The 22,699-nt window shown below is 69.6% G+C and carries 24 protein-coding genes and 1 tRNA gene; 11 read left to right on the top strand and 14 right to left on the bottom strand.

Features of this window, described 5'->3' with window-relative positions; all coding sequences use genetic code 11:
• Window positions 1-4: 4 nt before the first annotated feature.
• From MKK88_RS20345 to map, 6 genes are all read right to left on the bottom strand, one after another.
• On the bottom strand, window positions 5-754 hold the full coding sequence (locus MKK88_RS20345) for a peptidase (protein ID WP_244002888.1): 750 nt from the start codon (window positions 752-754) through the stop codon (window positions 5-7).
• 41 nt (window positions 755-795) lie between these two features.
• Window positions 796-1,623, bottom strand: a complete 828-nt coding sequence (locus tag MKK88_RS20340; protein WP_244002886.1) for a transglutaminase family protein — start codon at window positions 1,621-1,623, stop codon at window positions 796-798.
• A 21-nt stretch (window positions 1,624-1,644) separates the two neighbouring features.
• Window positions 1,645-2,592, bottom strand: a complete 948-nt coding sequence (locus tag MKK88_RS20335; RefSeq protein WP_244002884.1) for an alpha-E domain-containing protein — start codon at window positions 2,590-2,592, stop codon at window positions 1,645-1,647.
• A 76-nt stretch (window positions 2,593-2,668) separates the two neighbouring features.
• Window positions 2,669-4,102 (bottom strand): circularly permuted type 2 ATP-grasp protein, encoded by a 1,434-nt coding sequence (locus tag MKK88_RS20330; RefSeq protein ID WP_244002882.1) that lies wholly within the window; start codon window positions 4,100-4,102, stop codon window positions 2,669-2,671.
• Window positions 4,103-4,198: 96 nt separating this feature from the next.
• Complete coding sequence (gene radC / locus MKK88_RS20325; protein WP_244002880.1) at window positions 4,199-4,945, bottom strand: RadC family protein; 747 nt, start codon at window positions 4,943-4,945, stop codon at window positions 4,199-4,201.
• Between the two features lie 6 nt (window positions 4,946-4,951).
• Window positions 4,952-5,779: a type I methionyl aminopeptidase gene (gene map, locus MKK88_RS20320; RefSeq protein ID WP_244002878.1), complete on the bottom strand. Its 828-nt coding sequence runs from the start codon at window positions 5,777-5,779 to the stop codon at window positions 4,952-4,954.
• A gap of 200 nt (window positions 5,780-5,979) precedes the next feature.
• On the opposite strand from map, the gene MKK88_RS20315 reads away from it, so the two are divergent.
• The 4 genes from MKK88_RS20315 to MKK88_RS20300 all read left to right on the top strand — a co-directional run bounded on the left by MKK88_RS20315 (window position 5,980) and on the right by MKK88_RS20300 (window position 7,909).
• On the top strand, window positions 5,980-6,237 hold the full coding sequence (locus tag MKK88_RS20315; protein ID WP_244002876.1) for a zinc-finger domain-containing protein: 258 nt from the start codon (window positions 5,980-5,982) through the stop codon (window positions 6,235-6,237).
• A gap of 12 nt (window positions 6,238-6,249) precedes the next feature.
• Window positions 6,250-7,443, top strand: coding sequence for an FAD-dependent monooxygenase (locus MKK88_RS20310; protein ID WP_244002874.1), 1,194 nt, complete (start codon window positions 6,250-6,252; stop codon window positions 7,441-7,443).
• Between the two features lie 34 nt (window positions 7,444-7,477).
• Window positions 7,478-7,564, top strand: a tRNA-Leu gene (locus tag MKK88_RS20305).
• Window positions 7,565-7,660: 96 nt separating this feature from the next.
• A complete protein-coding gene (locus MKK88_RS20300; RefSeq protein WP_244002872.1) occupies window positions 7,661-7,909 on the top strand; it encodes a flagellar basal body rod C-terminal domain-containing protein in 249 nt (82 codons plus the stop codon).
• Here MKK88_RS20300 and MKK88_RS20295 read toward each other — a convergent pair.
• The 5 genes from MKK88_RS20295 to MKK88_RS20275 form a co-directional block, all read right to left on the bottom strand.
• Window positions 7,899-8,597, bottom strand: coding sequence for a YoaK family protein (locus tag MKK88_RS20295; protein ID WP_244002870.1), 699 nt, complete (start codon window positions 8,595-8,597; stop codon window positions 7,899-7,901). The two genes, MKK88_RS20300 and MKK88_RS20295, sit on opposite strands and share 11 nt — an antisense overlap.
• 36 nt (window positions 8,598-8,633) lie before the next feature.
• On the bottom strand, window positions 8,634-10,022 hold the full coding sequence (locus tag MKK88_RS20290) for an HD-GYP domain-containing protein (protein ID WP_244002868.1): 1,389 nt from the start codon (window positions 10,020-10,022) through the stop codon (window positions 8,634-8,636).
• A gap of 104 nt (window positions 10,023-10,126) precedes the next feature.
• Window positions 10,127-10,501, bottom strand: a complete 375-nt coding sequence (locus MKK88_RS20285; protein WP_244002867.1) for a hypothetical protein — start codon at window positions 10,499-10,501, stop codon at window positions 10,127-10,129.
• A 105-nt stretch (window positions 10,502-10,606) separates the two neighbouring features.
• On the bottom strand, window positions 10,607-10,840 hold the full coding sequence (locus tag MKK88_RS20280; RefSeq protein WP_244002865.1) for a hypothetical protein: 234 nt from the start codon (window positions 10,838-10,840) through the stop codon (window positions 10,607-10,609).
• Between the two features lie 148 nt (window positions 10,841-10,988).
• A complete protein-coding gene (locus tag MKK88_RS20275; RefSeq protein WP_244002863.1) occupies window positions 10,989-11,627 on the bottom strand; it encodes a carboxymuconolactone decarboxylase family protein in 639 nt (212 codons plus the stop codon).
• Window positions 11,628-12,082: 455 nt separating this feature from the next.
• Here MKK88_RS20275 and hrpB point away from each other — a divergent pair, with 455 nt between their 5' ends.
• The 7 genes from hrpB (at window position 12,083) to MKK88_RS20240 (ending at window position 19,154) form a co-directional block, all read left to right on the top strand.
• On the top strand, window positions 12,083-14,536 hold the full coding sequence (gene hrpB, locus MKK88_RS20270) for an ATP-dependent helicase HrpB (protein WP_244002861.1): 2,454 nt from the start codon (window positions 12,083-12,085) through the stop codon (window positions 14,534-14,536).
• A 27-nt stretch (window positions 14,537-14,563) separates the two neighbouring features.
• On the top strand, window positions 14,564-15,007 hold the full coding sequence (locus MKK88_RS20265) for a PaaI family thioesterase (protein ID WP_409566684.1): 444 nt from the start codon (window positions 14,564-14,566) through the stop codon (window positions 15,005-15,007).
• A 74-nt stretch (window positions 15,008-15,081) separates the two neighbouring features.
• Window positions 15,082-16,305 (top strand): SMP-30/gluconolactonase/LRE family protein, encoded by a 1,224-nt coding sequence (locus MKK88_RS20260; RefSeq protein ID WP_409566683.1) that lies wholly within the window; start codon window positions 15,082-15,084, stop codon window positions 16,303-16,305.
• Between the two features lie 88 nt (window positions 16,306-16,393).
• The gene (locus tag MKK88_RS20255) at window positions 16,394-16,975 is read left to right on the top strand and encodes a DUF1285 domain-containing protein (RefSeq protein ID WP_244002860.1); all 582 of its coding nucleotides are present in this window, start codon (window positions 16,394-16,396) and stop codon (window positions 16,973-16,975) included.
• Window positions 16,972-17,643: a CoA pyrophosphatase gene (locus MKK88_RS20250; RefSeq protein ID WP_244002858.1), complete on the top strand. Its 672-nt coding sequence runs from the start codon at window positions 16,972-16,974 to the stop codon at window positions 17,641-17,643. Before MKK88_RS20255 ends, MKK88_RS20250 begins: the two co-directional genes overlap by 4 nt.
• 12 nt (window positions 17,644-17,655) lie before the next feature.
• Complete coding sequence (locus MKK88_RS20245) at window positions 17,656-17,913, top strand: DUF6111 family protein (protein WP_244002856.1); 258 nt, start codon at window positions 17,656-17,658, stop codon at window positions 17,911-17,913.
• Window positions 17,910-19,154, top strand: a complete 1,245-nt coding sequence (locus MKK88_RS20240; RefSeq protein WP_244002854.1) for a CCA tRNA nucleotidyltransferase — start codon at window positions 17,910-17,912, stop codon at window positions 19,152-19,154. The genes MKK88_RS20245 and MKK88_RS20240 overlap by 4 nt, the downstream gene beginning before the upstream one ends.
• A 469-nt stretch (window positions 19,155-19,623) precedes the next feature.
• On the opposite strand, the gene MKK88_RS20235 is transcribed toward MKK88_RS20240, so the two are convergent.
• The 3 genes from MKK88_RS20235 to MKK88_RS20225 form a co-directional block, all read right to left on the bottom strand.
• On the bottom strand, window positions 19,624-20,025 hold the full coding sequence (locus MKK88_RS20235; protein WP_244002852.1) for a F0F1 ATP synthase subunit epsilon: 402 nt from the start codon (window positions 20,023-20,025) through the stop codon (window positions 19,624-19,626).
• 150 nt (window positions 20,026-20,175) lie between these two features.
• A complete protein-coding gene (gene atpD, locus MKK88_RS20230; RefSeq protein WP_244002850.1) occupies window positions 20,176-21,633 on the bottom strand; it encodes a F0F1 ATP synthase subunit beta in 1,458 nt (485 codons plus the stop codon).
• A gap of 42 nt (window positions 21,634-21,675) precedes the next feature.
• The gene (locus tag MKK88_RS20225) at window positions 21,676-22,566 is read right to left on the bottom strand and encodes a F0F1 ATP synthase subunit gamma (RefSeq protein WP_244002848.1); all 891 of its coding nucleotides are present in this window, start codon (window positions 22,564-22,566) and stop codon (window positions 21,676-21,678) included.
• Window positions 22,567-22,699 lie beyond the last annotated feature (133 nt).

Genomic DNA, 22,699 nt, shown 5'->3' with positions numbered 1-22,699 from the left:
GGGCCTACTTCTCCGAGGGCCCATAGGGCGGCCGCGGGATCGCGCGATGCGCGGCCCGCAGAGCCGCCGACCAGCGCTCGCGCAGATCGTGGAAATAACCCTCGCCGGCTTCGATCCGGTGGTTCACCTCCGGGTTGAGCGCGTTCCGGCGGGCCACCGCGATATCGATCGGCAGGCCCACGCCCAGGTTCGACCGCATGGTCGAATCCATCGAGACCAGACTCACCTTCAGGGCGTCGTAGAGATCGGTCCGGTACGTCACGGCCCGATCGAGGATCGGCTTGCCGTATTTGTGCTCGCCGATCTGGAGGAACGGCGCGTCCATGCTGCACTCGATGAAATTGCCCGCCGAGTAGATCAGGTACAGCCGCATATCGCCGGTGCCGATCTGGCCGCCGAACAGCAGCGAGATCGAGAACCGGATGTTGGCCGCCTCGAACCCGTCCTTCTCGATCGTCCGGACCCGGCGGATCGCGCGGCCGATGAGCTGCGCCGCCTGGAACATGGTCGGCGCCTCGACGAGCTTCTGCGTGGGCTCATCGCCCTCGCCGGGGACGCCCTCCTGCAGCAGGCTCAGCACCGATTGGGTGATCGACAGGTTGCCGGCCGAGGCCAGCATCATCACCCGCTCGCCCGGCACGTTGAAGTGGTGCAGCTTCCGATAGGTCGAGATGTCGTCGAGCCCCGCATTGGTGCGGGTGTCGGCGACCATCACGAGCCCCTCCTCGACCAGGACACCGACGCAGTAGGTCATCGTCTTCGGGCTTTCATGCGGTTACGGCGGCGTCGCGGGGGTCACGACTGGACGGCGGCTCTGCCTTGCTCGACGCGGAGCTTCACGTCCAGTGTCTCGGTACCGCCGCCGGTGCGGCTGCCGCGGATCGGCGCGGCGCCGAGATAGTCGAGCCCCGTGGCCACGCGGATGTAGCTGTCGGACGGGCTCATCCCGAAGCACGGATCGAACGCCACCCAGCCGAGATCCGGCACCAGCGCCTCGGCCCAGCCGTGCGGCGCCTCGACCGTGGCCTCGCCGTCGTCGCGCGCGCGGTAGCCCGCGACGTAGCGCGCCGGGATGCCGATATGCCGCGCCGCCGCGATGAAGACATGGGTCAGGTCCTGGCAGATGCCGCGGCCCACCGTGAAGGCCTTGCCGGCCGGAACGGCATTCGCGGCCGGCCCCGGCTCGAAGGCCACCACTTCCGGAATCGTCTCCATGAGGCGATGAAGCAGCGCCAGCGGCGCGCCGTCACCCTCCGTGGCGATGCGCTCGGCGAAGATCTGCAGGTCCGGGTTCGCCGCGCAGAGATCCGTGTCGCGCAGGTAGAACGCATCCGGCAGACGCTCGATGGTGCCACGCACGACCCCCTGCGTGTCCTCCGTATCGACGGCGCCGGTGACCCTGATGATCAGGGCATCGGCCGGCTCGTCCGGGGTGAACCAGTGGACGATGTTGCCGAACCCGTCCTCCCGGGCGGTCAGCCGGCCATCGACCGTGGTGTCGATCCGCCAGTTCCGGACATACTGCCCGTCATGGTCCCGCGGCGTCATGCGCAGGACCTGCACGAGCCCGCGGGCGGGCTGCTCGTAGGTGTAGATGGTCTCGTGGACCACGCGGATGCGCATGCGCCGTCCTGTCCGTCTCGTTCAGCCGACCAGATACTGCTTGACGATGGCCTCGCCCACCCCGTTGTTCTCGGCGATGAAGGCCTCGACGAATTCGTGCAGGCCCGAGGCGAAGATCCGGTTGATGTCCTCGCCCTCGAGCTTGGCCAACATGTTGCCCGCGAGCCGCTGGCTCGGGCCCCGGCGGCCATAGGCGTCGGCGATCAGGTCGAGATACTCGACGATCACGCCGTAGCAATTGGCGAAGGAGCGCGGCATCTGCTTGTTGAGCATCAGCAGGTCGGCCACCAGCAGCGGCTTGATGCTCTCGCGATAGACCCAGTGATAGGCGTTGAAGGCCGAGACCTCGCGCAGGATCGTGGTCCACTGGAAGTAGTCGAGGCTGCCGCCAACCTTTTCATCGTGCGGCAGAAGGATCTGGTACTTCACGTCGAGGATGCGGGCGGTGTTGTCGGCGCGCTCGATCGCGGTGCCGAGCCGCGTGAACCAGAACGCGTCGTTGCGCAGCATCGTCCGGAAGGCCGAGCCGTCGAAGGTCAGCGAGACGGTCTTCACCCAGTCGAGGAAGCGGCCGAATTCGTCGCGGTTGAGATCCTTGCCGGCGTAGTTGCGCAGTTCCAGCCACGCGCCGTTGATCGCGTCCCACATCTCGCTGGTGAGCGCCGTGCGCACCGAGCGGGCATTCTCGCGGGCCGCCTCGATGCAGGAGCGGATCGAGGACGGGTTGTGCGGGCTGAAGGCCAGGAAGTCGCAGACCGTGTCGGCATTGATCACGCTGTAATGCGTCTTGAAGGCCTCCGGGTCGCCGGCCGAGGCGAGGGCGGAGTCCCACTCATTGCCCTCGCCGCCGCCGTAACTCGTCGGCAGCGACGCGAAGCGGTGCGCCGCGTCGAGGATGCGGGCGACGAAATCGGCCCGCTCGACGTAGCGCGAGAGCCAGAAGAGATTGTCGGCGGTCCTGGAGAGCATCTGTCTTCAGCCAAGTTTCAGCGAAGTCGTGCGGACCACGATGTCCGCGCCTCGGAACGTCCGGATGGCGTGGGGCTCAGGCGTCGAGCACCCAGGTGTCCTTCGTACCACCGCCCTGGCTGGAATTGACCACCAGGGAGCCTTCCTTCAGCGCCACCCGGGTCAGGCCGCCCGGGACGATGCGGATCTGATCGGCGCCGCACAGCACGAAGGGCCGCAGATCCACGTGCCGGGGCGCGACCCCGGAGGCCACGAAGGTCGGGCAGGTCGAGAGCGAGAGCGTCGGCTGGGCGATGAAGCCGTCGGGCGCGTGCTTCAGCTTCCGGGCGAAGTCGTCGATCTCGCGCTTGCTGGCGTGCGGCCCGACCAGCATGCCGTAGCCGCCCGAGCCGTTGACCTCCTTCACGACCAGCTGGGAGAGGTTGTCCATCACGTACGCGAAGGCGTCCTTCTCGCGGCAGCGGTAGGTGGGCACGTTGTGCAGGATCGGCTCCTCGCCGGTGAAGAACTTCACGATCTCCGGCATGTAGCTGTAGACCGCCTTGTCGTCCGAGATGCCGGTCCCGACCGCGTTGGCCAAGGTGACGGAGCCGCGCTCGTAGGCGTTCATCAGGCCCGGCACGCCGAGGACGGAGTCCGGCCGGAAGACCAGGGGATCCAGGAAATCGTCGTCGAGGCGGCGGTAGATCACGTCGACCTTCCGGGGGCCCTCGGTGGTGCGCATGTAGACCACGTCGTCGCGGGTGAAGAGGTCGGACGCCTCCACCAGCTCGACGCCGAGCTTGTCGGCCAGGAACGAGTGCTCGTAGAAGGCCGAGTTGTAGCGGCCGGGGGTCAGCAGCACGACCGTGGGATCCCGCGTGGCCGAGCCCGGCGCGAGGCTGCGCAGGGTCGCCAGCAGCGCGTCGGGATAGTTCTCCACCGGGGCGACCCGGTGCTTGGAGAACAAGTCGGGGAACAGGCGCAGCATCACCTCCCGATTCTCCAGCATGTAGGAGACGCCGGAGGGGATCCGGGCATTGTCCTCCAGCACGAAGAAATCGTTCTCGCCGGTGCGCACGATATCGATGCCGGCAATGTGGACGTAGAGGTCGTGCGGCACCCGGAACGAGCGCATCTCCATGCGGTAATGGGCGTTCCGGTAAACGAGGTCGGCCGGGATGATGCCGGCCTTGATGCATTCCTGCGCGCCGTAGATGTCCTTCAGGAACAGATTGATGGCGGTGACACGCTGCTTCAGCCCGCGCTCCAGGAACGACCATTCCGGCTTGGTGATCACCCGGGGAATGATGTCGAACGGGATCAGGCGCTCGGTCGATTCGTTGTCGCCGTAGACCGCGAAGGTGATGCCGATCCGGCGGAACAGCAATTCGGCCTGGCTGCGGCGGGTGTTGAAATGCTCGGGCGGCGTCGCGTCGAGCCACGCCTTGAGCTGGCCGTAGGCGTCGCGGATCGCGGCGGGATCGGCGCTGGTGCCGAGCCCGTTCATCTCGTCGAAGGCCGTCGCCATCCCACTCCTCCCTTACGCTCCCGCTTCTGAGGCAAGAGGCGCGCCATGCCGCCATGGCTATAGGCGTGCGCGATAACGCTCAAGGCGGCCGAAGGATCAGATCAGCTTCAGGCCTTTCAGGCTGGCATGTCCGTTTCGCCCCAGGATGACATGATCGTGCACGACGATCTTCAGCGGCGTCAGGACGGCGATGACCTCCCGGGTCATCGCCACGTCGGCCGAGGAGGGGCTTGGATCGCCGGACGGATGATTGTGGGCCAGGATGATGGCGGTGGCCGAGAGTTCCAGCGCCCGCCGGGCGACCTCGCGGGGGTAGACCGGCGTGTGATCGATCGTGCCGCGGCCCTGTACCTCGTCGGCGATGAGCTGATTGCGCTTGTCGAGGAACAGGATGCGGAACTCCTCCCGCGGCGCGAAGGCCATGGTGGCACGCAGGTATTCATGCAGCGCCCCCCATGAACTGAGGAGCTCCCGCTCGCGGATCGCCCCCCGGGCGAGGCGCCGCCCGGCCGCCTCGATCAACTTGAGATCGGAGGCCACGCCGGCGCTGACGCCCGGCACCTCCATCAGCCGGGCCGGCTCGGCACTCAAGACCTCGGCGAAGCTGCCGAACCGGGCGACCAGCGCCTTGGCGAGCGGCTTCACGTCCCGGCGGGGGATCGCCCGGAACAGGACCAGTTCCAGCAATTCGTAATCCGGCAGCGCATCGCCCCCCGCCGCCGCGAACTTGTCGCGCAGCCGGTCGCGATGACCGTGATAGTGCGGCGCGTCCTTGCCGAGCGAGGCCGCCTCGGCGCTGTCGGCGAACAGCCCCGCCGCGGCGTCCTCCGGCAGCCGCGTCATGGGCGATCAGGCGGCGGTGTTGACGGGCTGGTGCAGCCCCTTCGGCGAGATCGTGAAGATCTCCACGCCCGTCTCGGTGACCGCCACCGTGTGCTCGAACTGCGCCGAGAGGGACCGATCGCGGGTCACTGCGGTCCAGCCATCGCCCAGCACCTTCACGGCCGGACGGCCGAGATTGATCATCGGCTCGACCGTGAAGAACTGGCCCGGCTTGAACGGTACGTCGTAGCTCGCCTCGACATAGTGCAGGATGGTGGGCGCGTCGTGATAGGTGCGCCCGAGGCCGTGGCCGCAGAAATCCCGCACCACCGAGCAGCGCTCGCTCTCCGCGTAAGCCTGGATCGCCCGGCCGATATCGTTGGTGGAGCCGCCGGGCTTCACCGCCGCGACGCCGCGCATCAGCGCCTCGTAGGTGATCTCGCACAGGCGCTGCGCCTTGCGCGGCACCTCGCCGACATAGGCCATCCGGCTCGAATCGCCGTGCCAGCCGTCCAGGATCAGGCAGATGTCGAGGTTGACGATGTCACCCTCGCGCAGCGGCTTGTCGTTCGGAATGCCGTGGCAGACCACGTGATTGATCGAGGTGCAGATCGACTTCGGATAACCGCGATAGAGCAACGAGGCCGGGTAGGCGCCGTGATCCATGGCGAACTCGTAGGCGAGCTTGTCGAGCGCCTCGGTGGTGACGCCGGGCTGCGTCGCCTCCATGAGCAGATCGAGGGCCTCGGCGGTGAGGCGCCCCGCGCGGCGCATGCCTTCGAAGCCCTCCGGGCCGTGGATCGGGGGCTCGGGGGCGCGGCGCGTTCCCTGCGCGGTGGCCTGTTCCTGCTGCATGGCGTGACTTTTCGCGGGCGTCATCAATCGGGCGTGCGGTCTATGTACGGTGCGCGGCGCGGCAGGCCAAGCGGCGTCCCACGCGTTGCGGGGCGAGGCTTGCGCCGGCCGCGGGGCTGGCGGCATAAGCGGCCGCGAGGCGCCCGGGGGCGCGCGGGCAGATTCGCCGCGCGGTCGGTTGCGGGTCAGGCGAGGGCCGGATGGCAGGCAAGGCGGTACCCCACTTCCACAACGAGCCGGGCGTCCCGGTGGTCGGCGTGGGGGTGAAGGAGTTCATGTGCATCGGCGCGCTGCCGCCGTTCGACCATCCGCACGTCTTCCTCGACATGGGCGCCGACACCGAGATCATCTGCCAATACTGCTCGACGCTCTATCGCTACCGCGCCGGCCTGAAGCCGGATCAGGCCGATCCGCAGGCCTGCGTCTGGCAGGACGACGCCAAGCTCGCGGCGGAGTAGGCGGCGCCGGCCGTGTCGTCCGACTCTCGATCTTTACGAATCGGAATCGTCGGGGCCGGGATCGGCGGCCTCACGGCGGCTCTGGCCCTGTCCGATTCCGGACATGCCGTCACGGTGATCGAGCGCCGCACCGGCTTCAGCGAGGTTGGGGCGGGGATCCAGATCTCGCCCAATGCCAGCCGCGTGCTGGCCGCCCTCGGCCTCGCGGCGGCCCTGCGCCGGGCCGCGAGCGAACCGCCGGGGGTCGAGGTGCGCGCCCTCGACAGCGGTCGCCGGCTCGGCGGCGTCGCCCTTGGGGCCGACGCGCAGGCACGGTTCGGCGCGCCCTACTACGTGATCCACCGGGCCGATCTGCAAACCCTGCTGCTCGACGCCCTGCGCGGCCGGCCGGCGATCCGCCTGATGATGGGCCGCACCGTCACGGGTTTCACCGAGACGGACTCAACGGTCCAGCTCGCGGCCGAAGGAGCGAGCGGCACGCAGGCGTTGAGCTTCGATCTGCTGATCGGGGCCGACGGGCTGCGCTCGCGCCTGCGCGGCCCTCTCGATCCGGCGCCGCTCCGATCGGGCCATGCGGCGGCGTGGCGGGCCCTGATCCCGATCGATGCCACGCCGGAGACCTTGCGCGGGCCGGCGACCGGCCTGTGGCTCGGCCGGAACCGGCACGTGGTGCATTACCCGGTGCGGGACGGCCAGTTCCTCAACGTCGTGGCGGTGGTGCCCGAGGCGGTGGGCGACGAGGGCTGGGGCCGACTCGGGGAGCCCGCAGCGCTGCGGAAGTTCTTCCGGAGCTGCGCCGAGCCGCTGCGCGAACTTCTCAGCGTGCCGGATTCCTGGCTGGTCTGGTCCCTCGCCGACCGGGCGGTGGCCCGACCGCTCGCCCGCGGGCGGGTCGCGCTGCTCGGCGACGCGGCGCATCCGGTCCTGCCCTATCTCGCGCAGGGGTCGGCGCTCGCCATCGAGGATGCCGCGGTGCTGACGCACGCGCTCGCCGCCCAGCCGAGCGTGCCGGCGGCGCTCGCCGCCTACGCGGGGGAGCGGTCGGCCCGGGTCCGGCGCGTCCAGAAGGCGGCTCGCGCCAATGGCCGGACCTATCACGCGCGCGGCTTCGTGGCGCTCGCCCGCAACGCCGTGATGGGCCGGCTCGGCCCGGACGGCATGCGCGACCGCTACGCCTGGCTGTACGGCTGGACGCCCCCGGCTTGATCGCGGGGGCGGCGCCCGCTACCGAGGGTCCGATGCGGACGTGGCGGAACCGGTAGACGCACGAGACTTAAAATCTTGCGGCCGCAAGGCTGTGCGGGTTCGAGTCCCGCCGTCCGCACCAGCGGCCCTCGGCAGGCCGGCGATCCGTGGCATTTGAGCGATCGCCTCAACCTGTCCGCAGCATGATCCCTGTAGGATCAGCGCTCGGAGGTTCCGCATGATCGACGCCCTTCAGACCGCCTTCACCGGCATGGCCCGCGCCACCGACCGCCTCGGCGCCGCCGCACAGACCATCGCGTCCGCGGGAGCACCCGTCTCCGGCACGTCCCTGGAACCCGCCGCGCAGGTGGATCTGTCCGGTGCCGCAGTCGAGCTCCTCGGCGCCAAATCCGCCTTCGCCCTGAACGCCGCCGTGGCGCGAACGGCCGACCGGATGACCGGCCAGCTCCTCGACATCAACGCCTGAGCGCCGGCAGCGCCAGCGCGGCGAGGATCGCGGCCGCCGCGAACAGCAGCGCGACCCCCACGGCGCGATAGGCGACGACGCCCACCAGCCCACCCGCGAGGAAGGAGCCGACGGTCAGCAGGTGGAGCTGGAGCCGCACCGGATCGTGGGGCTTCAGCGGCACCCGGTCGGGCGCCCCGCGATCGAGCCAGCGCGCGAGTTCGATGCCGATATCGGTGATCATCCCGGTGACGTGGGTGGTGCGCACCCGCGCCTCGGAGATCTTGGTCACCGCGGCATTCTGCAGGCCCATCGTGAAGCTCAGGCCGAGCACGAGGGCGTGGCCCCGGGTCGCCTCGTCGAGGGGCAGTACCACGAGGCCGAGGACGACGAGACAGATCGCCTCCGCGCAGACGCTGTAGGCGTGGGAACCCCGGACGGACCTGCGCCGGCGGTAACGGATCAGCAGCGTCGAACTCGCAGACCCCAGCACGAACAGCAGGACGAGCAGCAGCGCCTCCCCGGCCAGGGCGAAATCGCCCGTGCCGGTCCGGTCGGAGATCGCCGAGACGTTCCCGGTCATGTTCGAGGCGTAGAGGCCGACCGCGTAAAACCCCGCGGTGTTCAGCGCACCGGCCACCGCCGCCAGGGACAGGCCGAGCTTCCGGTCGGCTTCAGGGGTGCGCGCGACGCCTTCGTGGATCAGCATGGGGGTCTCGATTCGGCAGAGGGGCTCCGGCCGGGATCAGGCCGCCCGGGCCAGGTCACCCTCGATCGCCGCCAGGGCGCGCTCCAGCGCGGCGTAGCAGATCGGATCGAAGGCCGCGCCGAGATCGGCGCGCATGATGCCCAGCGCCTTCTCGATCGGCATGGCCTTCCGATACGGCCGGTCCGCCGTGAGGGCGTCGAACACGTCGGCGACCGACACGATCCGGGTCTCCAGGGCGATCTCGTCGGCCTTGAGGCCGCGGGGATAGCCGCGGCCGTCCAGGCGCTCGTGGTGACCCCCGCCGATCCGGGCCATGTCGTGGAAGGCCGGGACGCGCGCCAGGATCGTCTCGGACAGGAGGGCATGGCCACGCATGGCGCGCCACTCGTCGTCGTCGAGCTTGCCGTTCTTGTCGAGGATCGCGTTCGAGACGCCGAGCTTGCCGACGTCGTGCAGCAGCGCCGCCCGCCTCAGCCAGCGGCGGCGTCGGGCATCCAGGCCGAGCTCGGCCGCGACCATGTCGGCGTAGACCGCCACCCGCTCGGAATGGCCGGAGGTGAACGGGCTCTTGGCGTCGATCACCTGGGCGAAGGCCCGGGCGATGTCGTCGAGATAGGATTCATCGACCACGATGGCGCTCTGTGCCGGTTCGAGCGCCAGGACCGCCGCCTCGACCGCATCGGAACCCACGACCTCCCAGAAGCCGGGCGCGGCGGCGGCGCGCTCGAAGGACGCGGCGATCTCGGGATCGAACCATGTGCCGGTGCGGCTGCGGATCTCCGCCAGGGCGGCCGCGGGGCCTGCCGCGGTGTGGAACACGTCCGCGACCTGCGCCAGAAGGGCGATGCGGGCGTAGAGGGGAATCGCCGGGCCGGCGAGGTGATCCGGCCGCCCCTTGCCGTTCCAGTGCTCATCCAGCGCGTGGATGGCCGTGCAGACGCCCGGGGGAAAGCGCAGGCGCGCGGCGATCTCGGCCCCGCGCTGGCACCGGGTCTGGATCAGGTCGTCGACGATCGCGCCGCCATTCTGCAGGATATTCAGCACGGCCCTGAACCGCTCCGCGAGACCGGCATTCAATCCGGTATGGGAGAAGACGAAGCCCAGGACCTTCGGCAGGCTGTCGCTCACCGTCTTGAAATCGCGCTTGAAGCCGATGTCGTCCGACATGTAGAGCGCGCAGATCCGGGCGGCGTTGCTGGAGCAACCCAGATCCTTCAGCATGATCGTGTAGTAGAGCTCCCAGAGCGCGCGGGCTTCCAACCCCAACGCGCGACCGACATGCATGCCGATGAACGTGGCGCGCACGCAATGGCCCGGCGGTTGGCCCTCTGTCAGATCCAGGGCGTGGCTCAGCGCCGCGAGGATGTCCGACAGACGAACATCGCCGGACGGGTCTACATCTGCACGGCCGGACGACAAAGACATCTGCGCACGATCCCGAAACACCTTCGCGATCGTAGCGGTACAGGCATGAACACGTCGTTCATGCCTGCCGCCCGACTCGACGCCGAAGCCGGATCAAAAGCCGATCACCAGCCGTAGCCGTCGTCCCAGCCGCGGTGCCAGTGGCGGACGGGGCGGCTATCATATCCGACCGGCACGCGCTCGTAGGTCACGGTCCGGCGGGTGGCGTAGACCGGGGCGTCCTCCTCGTAGACGCGATAAGCCGGTGCCGGCCGCACCACGACGGGCGCGGGCGCGTAGCCATATCCGCCATAGCCCCCCTCATACCCGTAGGCGGGCGCCGCGTGGGCCTGGGTGGCGGCGCCGATCAGGGCGCCGGCCGCCAGTCCGCCGATGATCCCGGCCGCGAGGGCGCCACCACCGCGCGCCTCCGCGGCCGAAGAGGCCAGGGTGCCCGCGCCGATCAGCGCGGCGGCCGAAAGCAAAGCGAAGCGTTTCATGACCTGTCTCCGAATGAAGCGGGCGGTTCGAACCGTCCCGGATCATGGAGCAGATCCTGTCACCGTTGCGCTGCATCGAGCCTGAACTGCGTTTGCAGCAACCGTTCAGCTTGCCGGACCGTGCCCGGACTGCGGCGCTTCACGGACATAACCCCGGGAGATCAGGCGGCTGCGCTCCCGGGTGCGTCGCTCGGCTTCCATCAGGTCGGACAACGCGTCGGCGATCGCACAGCGCAGCGCGATCCCGGCATCGCCGCCCGCGAAGCCGAGATAGGCGCTGCTGATCGCCTCGACCGGACAGGCGTGATCGTCGCGCAGGGCTTCGGCTGCAACCCGCATCGTGTTCTCCTCCTCGCGCTGGGAACGGAAAGAGAACAAGCCATAAAGGTTAACGCTTCGTCAGCGCGCCCGCGGCGGACTCATCCAGGGCCGCCAAAGCCTGTGGACAACGAGATTTTGCCTCCCCGGAGGCTGTGGATAAGCCGGCTCATTCCGGCAAGCGGGGCAACGTCTGGCCGTCCTTGGGAATCGGATAGCGCGCCGCATTCAACTCCATGGCGAGGAGCGTGTAGTAGCCGGAGATCGCCGCCAGATCGACGATCGCCGGCTTGCCGAACCGGGCTTCGGCGCGGGCGAAGGTCGTGTCCGAGACGCGCTTGGTGTCCTGCAGTTCGGACGTGAAATCGTACACGATGGTCTCGTCATCGCTCATCCGGGCCGGCCGACGCCCGTCGCGGATCGCTGCGATGATGTCCGCTGAGATCCCCGCCTTCTCGGCGATCGGGGCGTGGACGTACCATTCGTAATCCTGGGTCCAGCGCCTTGCGGTCATCAGGATCACCAGTTCCGACAGGGTCGTGCCGATCTTGGGCTTGAAGCGCAGGTAGTCGCCCATGGAGCGCGCGAGCGTCATGACCTCGGGCGAGTACATCAGCGGCTCGAACGGCCCGAAGGGCGGCTTGCCCCGGGCCTGCGCGAAGGATTCGGCCGCCTGCTTCTGCTCGGGCGTGTAATCCTGCGGCGGGATCGTCGGCAGCCTGTCCTGCGCCCGGGCGGCGCCGAGCGCGAGGGGCAGGGTGGCGAGGGGCAGGGCGACCAGGGCCAGGATGGTCCGGCGAAAGCGCATCGTTTCACTCCCGATTATTTTTGATCCGCTTGAGCTTCGCGTTTGACGGATCCGGAGGCTAGCGCTTGGCGGTTGGATTGGTGTCGAATACCCCTCGCCGTCACGGCACCGCAGGACAACCCTCTGACGGTCTTCAACCAGGGGTCAGCCGGGGATCGGCGCCTGCCGCCTCGCGACGCGCACCCTTTCCCGAGCCGGTGCAGCAAAGCGGAACCTGATCCGGGACCCAGCACAGGAAGCGCCGCGAAGCGGCACAGTTTGAAACAGATGGACGCTTCGCGCCGTCGTGTTCCGGCTCCCGGGTCGCATTCCGCTGGCGCTGCATGCGCCCGGGAAAGGGGCCGTGCCACGACCGGTGCGACGCGATGGCATCGGACCTGTCGGCGAACACCGTGAGCGGCCTGGACGGCCGGGGCTGTTGCGCGCGGCGCCGCTCCACGCCATCAGCGGCGCCGATGCCCGATCCCCAGACCGCATTGCCGATCGAGGCGGCACTGCCCGCCCTGCGCGACGCGCTCGCTGCGCGCAACGCCGCCGTGCTGGTGGCGCCGCCGGGAGCGGGCAAGACCACCCGCGTGCCGCTCGACTTGCTCGATGCGCCCTGGCGCGAGGGCCGAAAAATCATCCTGCTGGAGCCGCGCCGGCTCGCGGCCCGGGCCGCCGCCGCCCGGATGGCGCAGATTCTGGGAGAGCCGGTCGGCGGCACGGTCGGCCTGCGCGTGCGGCTCGGCTCGAAGATCACGGCCCGGACCCGAATCGAGGTGGTGACCGAGGGCGTGTTCACGCGGATGATCCTCGACGATCCGGAACTCGCCGGCATCGGCGCGGTGCTGTTCGACGAGTTCCATGAACGCTCCCTCGATGCCGATCTCGGCCTCGCCCTCGCGCTCGACGCGCAGGGGGGCCTGCGCGAGGATCTGCGCCTCCTCGTCATGTCGGCGACGCTCGACGGCGCCCGGGTCGCGCGGCTGATGAACGACGCGCCCGTGATCGCGTCAGAGGGCCGCGCCTTCCCGGTGGAGACCCGCCACGTCGAGCGCGATCCGAACCGGCGGATCGAGGAGGCTGTGGCCGAGGTGACGCTGCGCGCCCTGCGGGCGGATCCGGGCTCGGTGCTGGTGTTCCTGCCCGGGCAGGCGGAGATCCGCCGGACCGCGGACCTGCTGGCGGAGCGCCACGATCCTGGCGTTGTGCTCGCCCCCCTCTACGGCGCCCTCCCGCCGGCGGAGCAGGACCGGGCCGTCGCCCCGGCGCCGCCCGGGACCCGCAAGGTGGTGCTGGCCACCAGCATCGCCGAGACCTCGCTGACCATCGAGGGCGTCCGGATCGTGGTCGATTCCGGGTTCGCCCGGGTGCCGGTCTACGAGCCCGGCCTCGGCCTGACGCGGCTCGTGACCGCGCGCGCCTCCCGGGCCTCGGTGGATCAGCGGCGGGGCCGCGCCGGCCGAACCGAGCCGGGCGTGTCCTGGCGGCTCTGGTCCGAGGCCGCCACCAACGCCCTCGAACCGTTCTCGCGGCCCGAGATCCTGTCGGCGGATCTGGCGGGCCTGCTCCTCGATTGCGCCGCCTGGGGCGTCGCCGATCCGAGCAGCCTCGCCTTCCTGGATCCGCCGCCGGCCGCGGCTCTGGCGGAGGCCCGTGCCCTGCTCAACGAGCTGGGCGCCCTCGATCCGGATGGCCGGCTGACGGAGACGGGCGCCCGCCTGCGCGCCCTGCCGCTGCCGCCGCGGCTCGCCCGGATGGTGACGGTCGCGGCCCAATCGGGTGAGGCCCGGGCCGCCGCCGACCTCGCGGCCGTGCTGGTCGAGCGCGGTCTCGGGGGCGACGATGTCGATCTCGATACGCGCGTCGAGCGGTTCCGCCGTGACCGGGGCGGACGGTCCGCGGATATGCGCCGGCTCGCCGAGGGCTGGGCGCGGATCGCGGGCGGCGGCCCGGGTTCCGGACCGGTTCCGGCCGGCCGGCTCCTGGCGCTCGCCTATCCGGACCGCGTGGCGCGGGCGCGGGGCCGCGACGGCGAGTTCGTGATGGCGAGCGGCCGGGCGGGCCGGCTCGACCCGGCGAGCCCGCTCGCCCGGGAGCCCCTCCTGGTCGTCGCCGAGCTCGTGGGTTCGGCCGGCAACGCCCGCATCCTGGCCGCGGCGGCGATCGACGGCGCGGCCGTCGAGGCGCTGTTTCCCGACAGGATCGAATCCCGCACCGAGATCGCTTTCGATCCCCAGGCCGCCGCGCTCCGGGCGCGGGCGGTCCGGCGGCTCGGCGCCGTCAATCTGGGAGAGCGCCCCCTGCCGGTCCCGGCCAACCTGGAGAGCGCGACGATCCTGGCCCGGGGCATCGCGGGCCTGGGGCTCGACCGACTGCCCTGGACACCCGCTTTGTCACAATGGCGCGCCCGCGTGGGCTTCCTGCACGCGGCGGAGGGTGAAACCTGGCCCGATCTCTCGGATGCGGCGTTGGCTGAGACCGTGGCGACGTGGCTCGCCCCCTCCCTCGTCGGGCGCACGTCCCTCGCTTCGGTCACCGCCGACGATCTCGCCGGCGCCCTGCATGGGCTACTGCCCTGGGAGTTGCGTACCCGGCTCGAAGCCGAGGCGCCGACCCACGTTGAGGTGCCCACCGGTTCGCGCATCGCGGTGGATTACGGCGCCGACGAACCCGCCCTCTCGGTGCGGGTGCAGGAGCTGTTCGGCCTCGACCGGCATCCCCGGGCCGGTGGCCGGCCGCTCGTCCTGCACCTGCTCTCGCCGGCCCAGCGGCCGATCCAGATCACCCGCGACCTTCCGGGCTTCTGGCGTGGCTCCTGGGCGGCGGTGCGCGCCGAGATGCGCGGGCGCTATCCCCGCCACCCGTGGCCGGAGGATCCCCTGGCCGAGGCGCCGACGCGCCGGGCCAAGCCGCGGGGAACCTGACGGCCCCTGCCGGTTTCCCGAGCCGCGATGGAGACGGACCCTACGATGACCTGCGAGACCGATCCCTTCGACCCGAACGACGCGGGCTGGGCGCCCATCGAAGATGCGGGCTTCATCGCCCATATCGGCCCGGTGCACCGGCGTGCCTCCGACGGGGCCTACGCGTTCCGGGCGGAGCAAAAGCACGCCAACCTGATCGGCGTGGTCCATGGCGGCATGCTGATGAGCTTCGCCGACCGCGCCCTCGGCGAGACCGCCATGCGGGCGGCCGACGGCGCCAATTGCGTGACGATCCAGCTCGAGATGAAGTTCATCGATGTCGGCCGTCTGGGCGACTGGATCGGCATCGGCCCGCTTGTGGTCAAGCGGACCGGCTCGCTCGTGTTCATGCGCGGCGATGTGCGGGCGGGGGGCCGCCTGCTGGCCTCGGCGGACGGGGTCTGGAAGATCCTGCGGCGCCGACCCAGTTGACGCGAACAGGACTACGGTCTCAAAATCGGACATCGCGCAGCACCGACTGCGCGAGCGCGAACCGGGGGGATCGCATGCAGGAAAGGATCAAATCTCACGCGGCCACGGATCGGCAGGGCGCATTCGCCAAGCCGTCGCGCCGCTCATTCGTCGCCGGGTTGGGCATCATGCTCGGCTCGGCCGGTCTGGCCGCCGCCGAGCCCGCGCCGCCCAGCACGATCACCAATCCGCCGCGCGACTTCCGCCCAGGAGCGGCCCCCACCACCTATTTCACCGATCCCGACGTGATCGCGGTCGATCCGGCCTTCGAGGCCTATATCGTGCCCAACAGCGCGATCCGCCGCCTCTGGACCGGGGCGCTCTGGGCCGAGGGCCCGGCCTGGAACGCAATCGGCCGGTTCCTGATCTGGAGCGACATCCCCAACAATCGCCAGCTGCGCTGGCTGGAGGAGGACGGGCATGTCTCCACCTTCCGTGCGCCCAGCAACAATTCGAACGGCAACAGCTTCGACTGGCAGGGGCGCCAGCTCTCCTGCGAGCACGCCACGCGGCGCGTGGTCCGCTACGAGCTCGACGGCTCGGCGACGGTGCTGGCCGACCGGTTCGAGGGCAAGCCGTTCAACTCGCCGAACGACGTCGTGCAGCATCCGGACGGCTCGTACTGGTTCACCGATCCGCCCTACGGTGGCCAGCTCTACGAAGGCCTGCCGGATGAGGCGGGCGGCCCCTCCAACCCGAAGGGCCATCTCAACCCGCGCCTCGGACAGCCGGCCGGAACCGTGACGGCGCGGCGGGCGCTGCCGAACGCGGTCTACCGGATCGATCCCTCGGGCCGGATCGACCGGATCCTCACCGACGAACAGGTGCCGGATCCGAACGGCCTGTGCTTCTCCCCCGATCACCGGATCCTCTACATCTGCTCGACCGGCAAGGGCCCCGGCGATACCGGCCCCGGCGGCAAGGGCGAGATCTACGCCTTCGATGTCGCGGAGGGCGGCGGGCTCTCGAATCGGCGCCTGTTCGCCGATTGCGTGATCGACGGCATCAAGTGCGGGCCGGACGGCCTGCGGGCCGATGTCGACGGCAACGTCTGGGCGTCGAGCAATGCGGGCCGGGCGGTCGGCTACAACGGCGTTACGGTCTGGAATCCCGCGGGCAAGCTGATCGGGCGGATCCGCCTGCCGGAGGTCTGCGGCAACCTCACCTTCGGCGGCCCGAAGCGGAACCGTCTGTTCATGGCCGCCAGCCAGTCGCTCTACGCCGTGACCGTGAACACCCAGGGGGCCGGGCCCGCCTGAGGCTCCGACGGCCGCCGGCACATTCACAGCGGGTTGGTCGAATGCTCGCCATGGCTGTCGGGCCGCGGGGACGCTATCTGTAGCGGGCATGAGCGAGGATTCCGCCGACCCGACCCTGAACCGCCTCAGCGCCGCCCTCGGGGACCTGCCGACCCGGGGGCCGCCGCCGGTGGAGCGCTGGGACCCGCCCTATTGCGGCGCGATCGACATGCGCATCGCCGCAGACGGGACGTGGCATCACAACGGCACGCCGATCCGCCGGCCGAAGCTCGTTCGGCTGTTCTCCAGCATCCTGCGGCGCGAGCCGGACGGGCGCACCGTGCTGGTGACACCGGTGGAATGCGTCGGCATCACCGTGGAGGACGCGCCCTTCGTGGCGGTCGAGATGGCGGTCGACGGGTCCGGGCAGGAGAGGCGCATCAGCTTCCGGACCAATGTCGACGACCTCGTCCCGGTCGATGCCGAGCATACCCTGCGCTTCGAGGAGGCGGCGGATGGCGCCCTGAAGCCCTATCTCCATGTCCGGCGCGGTCTCTGGGCGCTCGTCACCCGGGCGCTCACCTACGACCTCGTGGATCTGGCCGAGGAGGGCACCCTCGACGGCGAGCGCTGGCTGGGTCTCTGGGCGGGCGGCCTGTTCCATCCGATCGCGCCGGCCGTCGCCGCGTGAGCGACGCCATCGACGATTTCCTCGCCCGCGCCGCGTCCGGCCTGTCGGAGCGCCCGCCCGGGCCGGACGATCCGACCTCGAATCCGCGCGGCGACCACAGCCTCGATCCGGACGGTTCGGCGGTGATCCCGCCGCCGCCGCACCGGCGGGCTGCCGTGCTGGTGCCGGTGGTGTTCCGCCCGGAAGGGCTGAGCCTGATCCTGACGCAGCGGGCCGCGAACCTGCGCGACCATTCCGGCCAGATCGCACTGCCCGGAGGCAAGATCGACCCGTCCGATCCGAGTCCCGCCGCCGCGGCCCTGCGCGAGGCCGAGGAGGAGATCGGCCTCGACCCGGCTTCGGTGCGCCTCATCGGCTATCTCGATCCCTACCTGTCGGGGACCGGCTTCCTGGTCACGCCGGTCATCGGCCTCGTGGCGCCGGAGGCGACGTTTCAGCCGAACCCCGCCGAGGTCGCCGACCTGTTCGAGGTCCCGATGCCGGTGCTGATGGACCGGGAGCGCTACCGCCTGCGCTCACGGGCCTGGCAGGGACGGACCCGCTACTTCTACGCTCTGACCTTCGGCGAACGGCTGATCTGGGGCGTCACCGCCGGAATCCTGAACAATCTCCGCGAACGGCTCTATCCGGATTCCGATCCGGACCGGATCCGCTGCTCGGCCGGATGAGGGCGAATCGCCATGCTGCGTCGCGTCCTCGAAGAGTTCGGCCTCTTCCTCATCCCCTTCGCGCTGTTTGTCGTCTACCTCGTGCTGGCGGGACGGAACCCGCTGCGCCGGATCCATTGGGACGCGCATCTCTTCCGCCTCGTGCTCGCTGGGCTGACCATCGTGATCGCCACGCTCGTCTATGAAGGCCTGTTCTCCGAGCGCCGCCCCGGCGGCTACGTGCCGACCCACATGGAGAACGGTCACCTCGTCCCGGGCGGCTTCCGGTGAGGCGGGACCTGGATCAGGACGGCCCCGCGGCGCTGCTCGACCGCCCGGGTGTCCGCCTGGCGTTCGCGGCCCTGGACGAGCCGGGCGCGGAGACGCGGCTGATCGGCGGCTGCGTCCGCGATGCCCTGCTCGGGATCGCCGCCGCCGATATCGACCTCGCCACCACGCTGTTGCCGGAGACCGTCCTGGCGCGGGCCCGCGCGGCGGGTCTCAAGGCTGTGCCGACCGGGGTCGAGCACGGTACGATCACCCTGATCACCGGGGACGGACCAATCGAGGTCACCACGCTCCGCGAGGATGTCGAGACCGATGGCCGCCACGCGGTCGTCCGGTTCGGCAGCGATTTCACCCGGGATGCGGAGCGCCGCGACTTCACGGTCAACGCCCTGTCGCTCGATCACGCCGGGCACCTCCATGACACCGTCGGCGGTCTGACGGACTTGGAGAACGGGCGGGTCCGCTTCATCGGCGATCCCGCGACCCGGATCCGGGAAGATGCGCTGCGGATTCTCCGCTTCTTCCGCTTCCATGCGCGCTTCGGCAGTGACGCACCCGACCCGGAAGCGCTGGCTGCCTGCGTGGCCGCCCGGGACAGCCTGCGCCGCCTCTCCCAGGAGCGGATTCGCGACGAATTCCTGAAACTTCTGATGGCTCGCGGCGGACCCGCTCTGGTCGTTACCTTGAGCGCGACAGGCCTGCTCCAGCGGATCACCGGAGGCGTCGGTGAACTCGGACGGCTGGAGCGGGCCGCCAGGGCGGACCTGCCCTCCGTGATGCGGCTCGCGGCCCTGGCGGTTGGTGCGCGGCCCGATGCGGATCGCCTGCGCGACCGACTTCGGTTGTCGAATCAAGAGCATGGCCGGCTCACCGCCTATGCCAACGCGCTAGCGGCCCTGCACGGTCGGGCGGAGATCGATCCGTCTGCAGCCCGGTCCCTGGCGGCCGAGCACGGCTTGACACCGCTGATGGAGACGCTGGCGATCCTAGCGGGTGAGCCGCGGCCTCGCCTTACGGATGGGACAGACCGGGTGTTGCTGGATTTGGCAGGGGAGGGCGGGCCGCCGTCTTTCCCGCTCGCCGGAGCCGATCTGGTCGCCGCAGGGATCCCCCCGGGGCCTGCGATAGGTCGTTCCCTGGCGGCGGCGCGTCGCCTATGGCTCGAGCGCGGCTGTCCCTCCGGCGAAGCGGAGCGAGCGACGCTGTTGAAACATGCGCTGGATCGAGCTCACGGACTCGAGTGACCAGCCGATCCCGGGTTTCCAGAGGGCTCAGCCCGTTGGCCTGATCTGAGGCAAAGCACCGGGATGTTTTCCGAGGCTCTGCCCTGACCCGCGAAAGGTTACGCTTCAGCCCTTTCACGGTGTTGGGCCGAGCTTGTGGGGCGCAATCGGCGCCTCCGGGCCATGATGCGCGCGCCCTGTCCCCCGACAGGTGGAGCGCAGCAGCCCTGATCCGGGATCCAGCACGGGAAGTGCCGCGCAAGGTGTTCAAGTCGATCCGGATCGACGCTTCACGACGTCCTGCGCTGGATCCCGGGTCGCATTCCGCTGTCGCTGCATGCGCCCGGGGATTGCGTCCGTGCAGGTCGGCTCGACCCTATGCCTCCGGCCTCAACCCCACTTGTCGAAAGGGCTGAGCCAGGACCTTGTGAACCTCAACCTGATCCGTCAACGCGGCTCGGAAGCTCGTACGCCCCCGTCAGACACGCGTTCAGAGCTTCAGAAGCGCCTTGGTTTCCCGGAGCTGAACGATCTGGCCGTTCAACTCTTCGCGCTTCTGCAGATCCTCGGTCGCATCGCGCTGAATCTCGACTACTTCGATGTCCCGATCAAGGGACTCCTGGGTCAGTTCCTCGATCGGCGCGGCGCGCTCGGCCAGCACGGTCACGGCGGTCGGGCCGATATCGGCGAAGCCGCCGCGGACGTAGATCCGCTTGCCGCTGCCCTGGCTCTCGGTGACCACGATGACGCCGACCCGCAGCGAGGTCAGCACGGGCGCGTGGCCCGGCATCACGGTCATCTCGCCCTCGGTGCCGGGCAGTTGAACGGCGGTCACCTCGCCGGAATACAGCGTCCGCTCGGGGCCGACGAAATCGAAGTGGAAGGTGGCCATCTCAGGACGATCCCGGATCCGCAACAGGCTCTCCTCCCCCTTGCGGGGAGGCGGTGGAGGTGGGAGCGGTTCAGGGGGCACCGCGGCGCGCGATCCTGAAACTCCCCCACCCCAGACCCCTCCCCACAAGGGGGAGGGGAGGGAGCAGCCTTAGGCCGCCTTGAGCTTCTTGGCCTTTTCCTGGGCCTGCTCGATCGTGCCGACCATGTAGAAGGCGGCCTCGGGCAGGTCGTCGTAATCGCCGTTCACCAAGCCCTTGAAGCCCTTGATGGTGTCCTCCAGCGGCACCTGCACGCCCGGCGAACCGGTGAACACCTCGGCGACCGAGAAGGGCTGCGAGAAGAAGCGCTCGATCTTGCGGGCGCGGGCCACGGTCAGCTTGTCCTCCTCGGACAGCTCATCCATGCCCAGGATCGCGATGATGTCCTGGAGCGCCTTGTAGCGCTGCAGGGTCTGCTGGACACGGCGGGCGACGTCGTAATGCTCTTCACCGAGGATCGCCGGTGACAGCATGCGCGAGGTCGAGTCCAGCGGATCCACCGCCGGATAGATGCCCTTCTCGGCGATCGAGCGCGACAGCACGGTCGTGGCGTCCAGGTGGGCGAAGGAGGCGGCGGGCGCCGGGTCGGTCAGATCGTCGGCCGGCACGTAGATGGCCTGCACCGAGGTGATCGAGCCCTTGTTGGTGGTGGTGATGCGCTCCTGCAGGGCGCCCATGTCGGTGGCGAGCGTCGGCTGATAGCCCACCGCCGAGGGGATGCGGCCGAGAAGCGCCGACACCTCGGAGCCCGCCTGGGTGAAGCGGAAGATGTTGTCGACGAAGAACAGAACGTCCTGGCCGTCGTCACGGAACTGCTCGGCGATGGTCAGGCCGGTCAGCGCCACCCGCGAGCGGGCGCCGGGCGACTCGTTCATCTGGCCGTAGACCAGGGCGCATTTGGAGCCCTCGGCCGAGCCGCCATTCTCCTTCGGGTCCATGTTGACCTTGGACTCGATCATCTCGTGGTAGAGATCGTTGCCCTCGCGGGTGCGCTCACCCACGCCGGCGAAGACCGAGTAGCCCGAGTGCACCTTGGCGATGTTGTTGATCAGCTCCATGATCAGCACGGTCTTGCCGACGCCGGCGCCACCGAACAGGCCGATCTTGCCGCCCTTGGCGTAGGGGGCGAGCAGGTCCACCACCTTGATGCCGGTGACGAGGATCTGCGCCTCGGTCGACTGGTCGGCGTAGGACGGGGCCGGCTGGTGGATGGCGCGGTAGGTGGTGGCCTGGACCGGGCCGGCCTCGTCGATCGGCTCGCCGATGACGTTCATGATGCGGCCGAGCGTGTTCATGCCGACCGGAACCTTGATCGGCTCGCCGGTGTCGAAGCACTCCTGGCCGCGGGTCAGGCCCTCGGACGTGTCCATGGCGATGCAGCGGACGGTACTCTCACCGAGCTGCTGGGCGACCTCGAGGACGAGGCGGGCGCCGTTGTTCTTGGTCTCCAGGGCGTTCAGGATCTCGGGCAGGTGGCCCTCGAACTGCACGTCGACCACGGGGCCGATGACCTGGGTGATCTTGCCGGACTTGTTGGAGCCGGCGCCGGGGAGTGCGGTGTTCGCCATCGTGTACCTACCCTTCAAGCTGTGCGGTCGGGAAGCGGTGCCCTAGAGGGCTTCCGCACCCGAGATGATCTCGATGAGTTCCTTGGTGATCATGGCCTGACGCGTGCGGTTGTAGATCAGCGTCTGCTTCTTGATCATCTCGCCCGCGTTGCGGGTGGCCGAATCCATGGCGCTCATGCGCGCGCCCTGCTCGGAGGCGGCGTTTTCCAGGAGCGCCCGGTAGATCTGCACCGTCAGGTTCTTCGGCAGCAGCGTCTCCAGGATCGCCTCCTCGGAGGGCTCGAATTCCAGGGCGGCGTTGCCGGCTGTCGCCTTCGCGGTCGTGTCGGCAGCGGGCAATTCGGCCGGGATCAGCCGCTGCGCGGTCGGGATCTGGGAGATCACCGAGCGGAACTCGGAATAGAACAAGGTCGCGACGTCGAACTCACCGGCCTCGAAGCGGGCCAGGATCTTGTCGGCGATCTCGGCCGCGAAGGGGTAATCCACCGGGCGGTTGCCGCGGATGTCCATGCTTTCGACGATCTGATCGCGATACTGCCGGCGCAGCGCGTCGAGACCCTTCTTGCCGACCGTCATGATCTTGACGGTCTTGCCCTCGGCGATGAGCTTCTGGGCATATTCCCGCACCGCGAGGCGGACGATCGACGAGTTGAAGGCGCCGGCCAGACCGCGGTCACCCGTACAGACCACCAGCAAGTGCGTCTGCTCGGAGCCCGTTCCCGACAGCAGCTTCGGCGCCCCGACACCGCCCACGAGGTTGCCGGCCAAGTTGCCGAGCACCGCCGACATCTTCTCAGCGTAGGGACGGCCGGCCTCTGCGGCCATCTGCGCCCGGCGCAGCTTGGCGGCGGCGACCATCTGCATGGCCTTGGTGATCTTCTGCGTCGCCTTCACCGAGGTGATGCGGTTGCGCAGGTCCTTCAAACTCGCCATCGGGTGAGGTCCAGGTCCGTTCTATGGGCCTCTCCTTCCCTCGGCGGGAAGGAGCCGGAAGTTCGGGGGGTGCGGGCGGCCGAAGCCTCCCGGGCACCACCCAAGAACCCTCCCCAGGGGGGAGGGGCCTCAC

Origin of the sequence: Methylobacterium sp. E-005 (assembly GCF_022829725.1) — a bacterium.
Taxonomy (GTDB): Bacteria; Pseudomonadota; Alphaproteobacteria; order Rhizobiales; family Beijerinckiaceae; genus Methylobacterium.
This window is presented reverse-complemented; position numbering and strand designations above follow the sequence as displayed.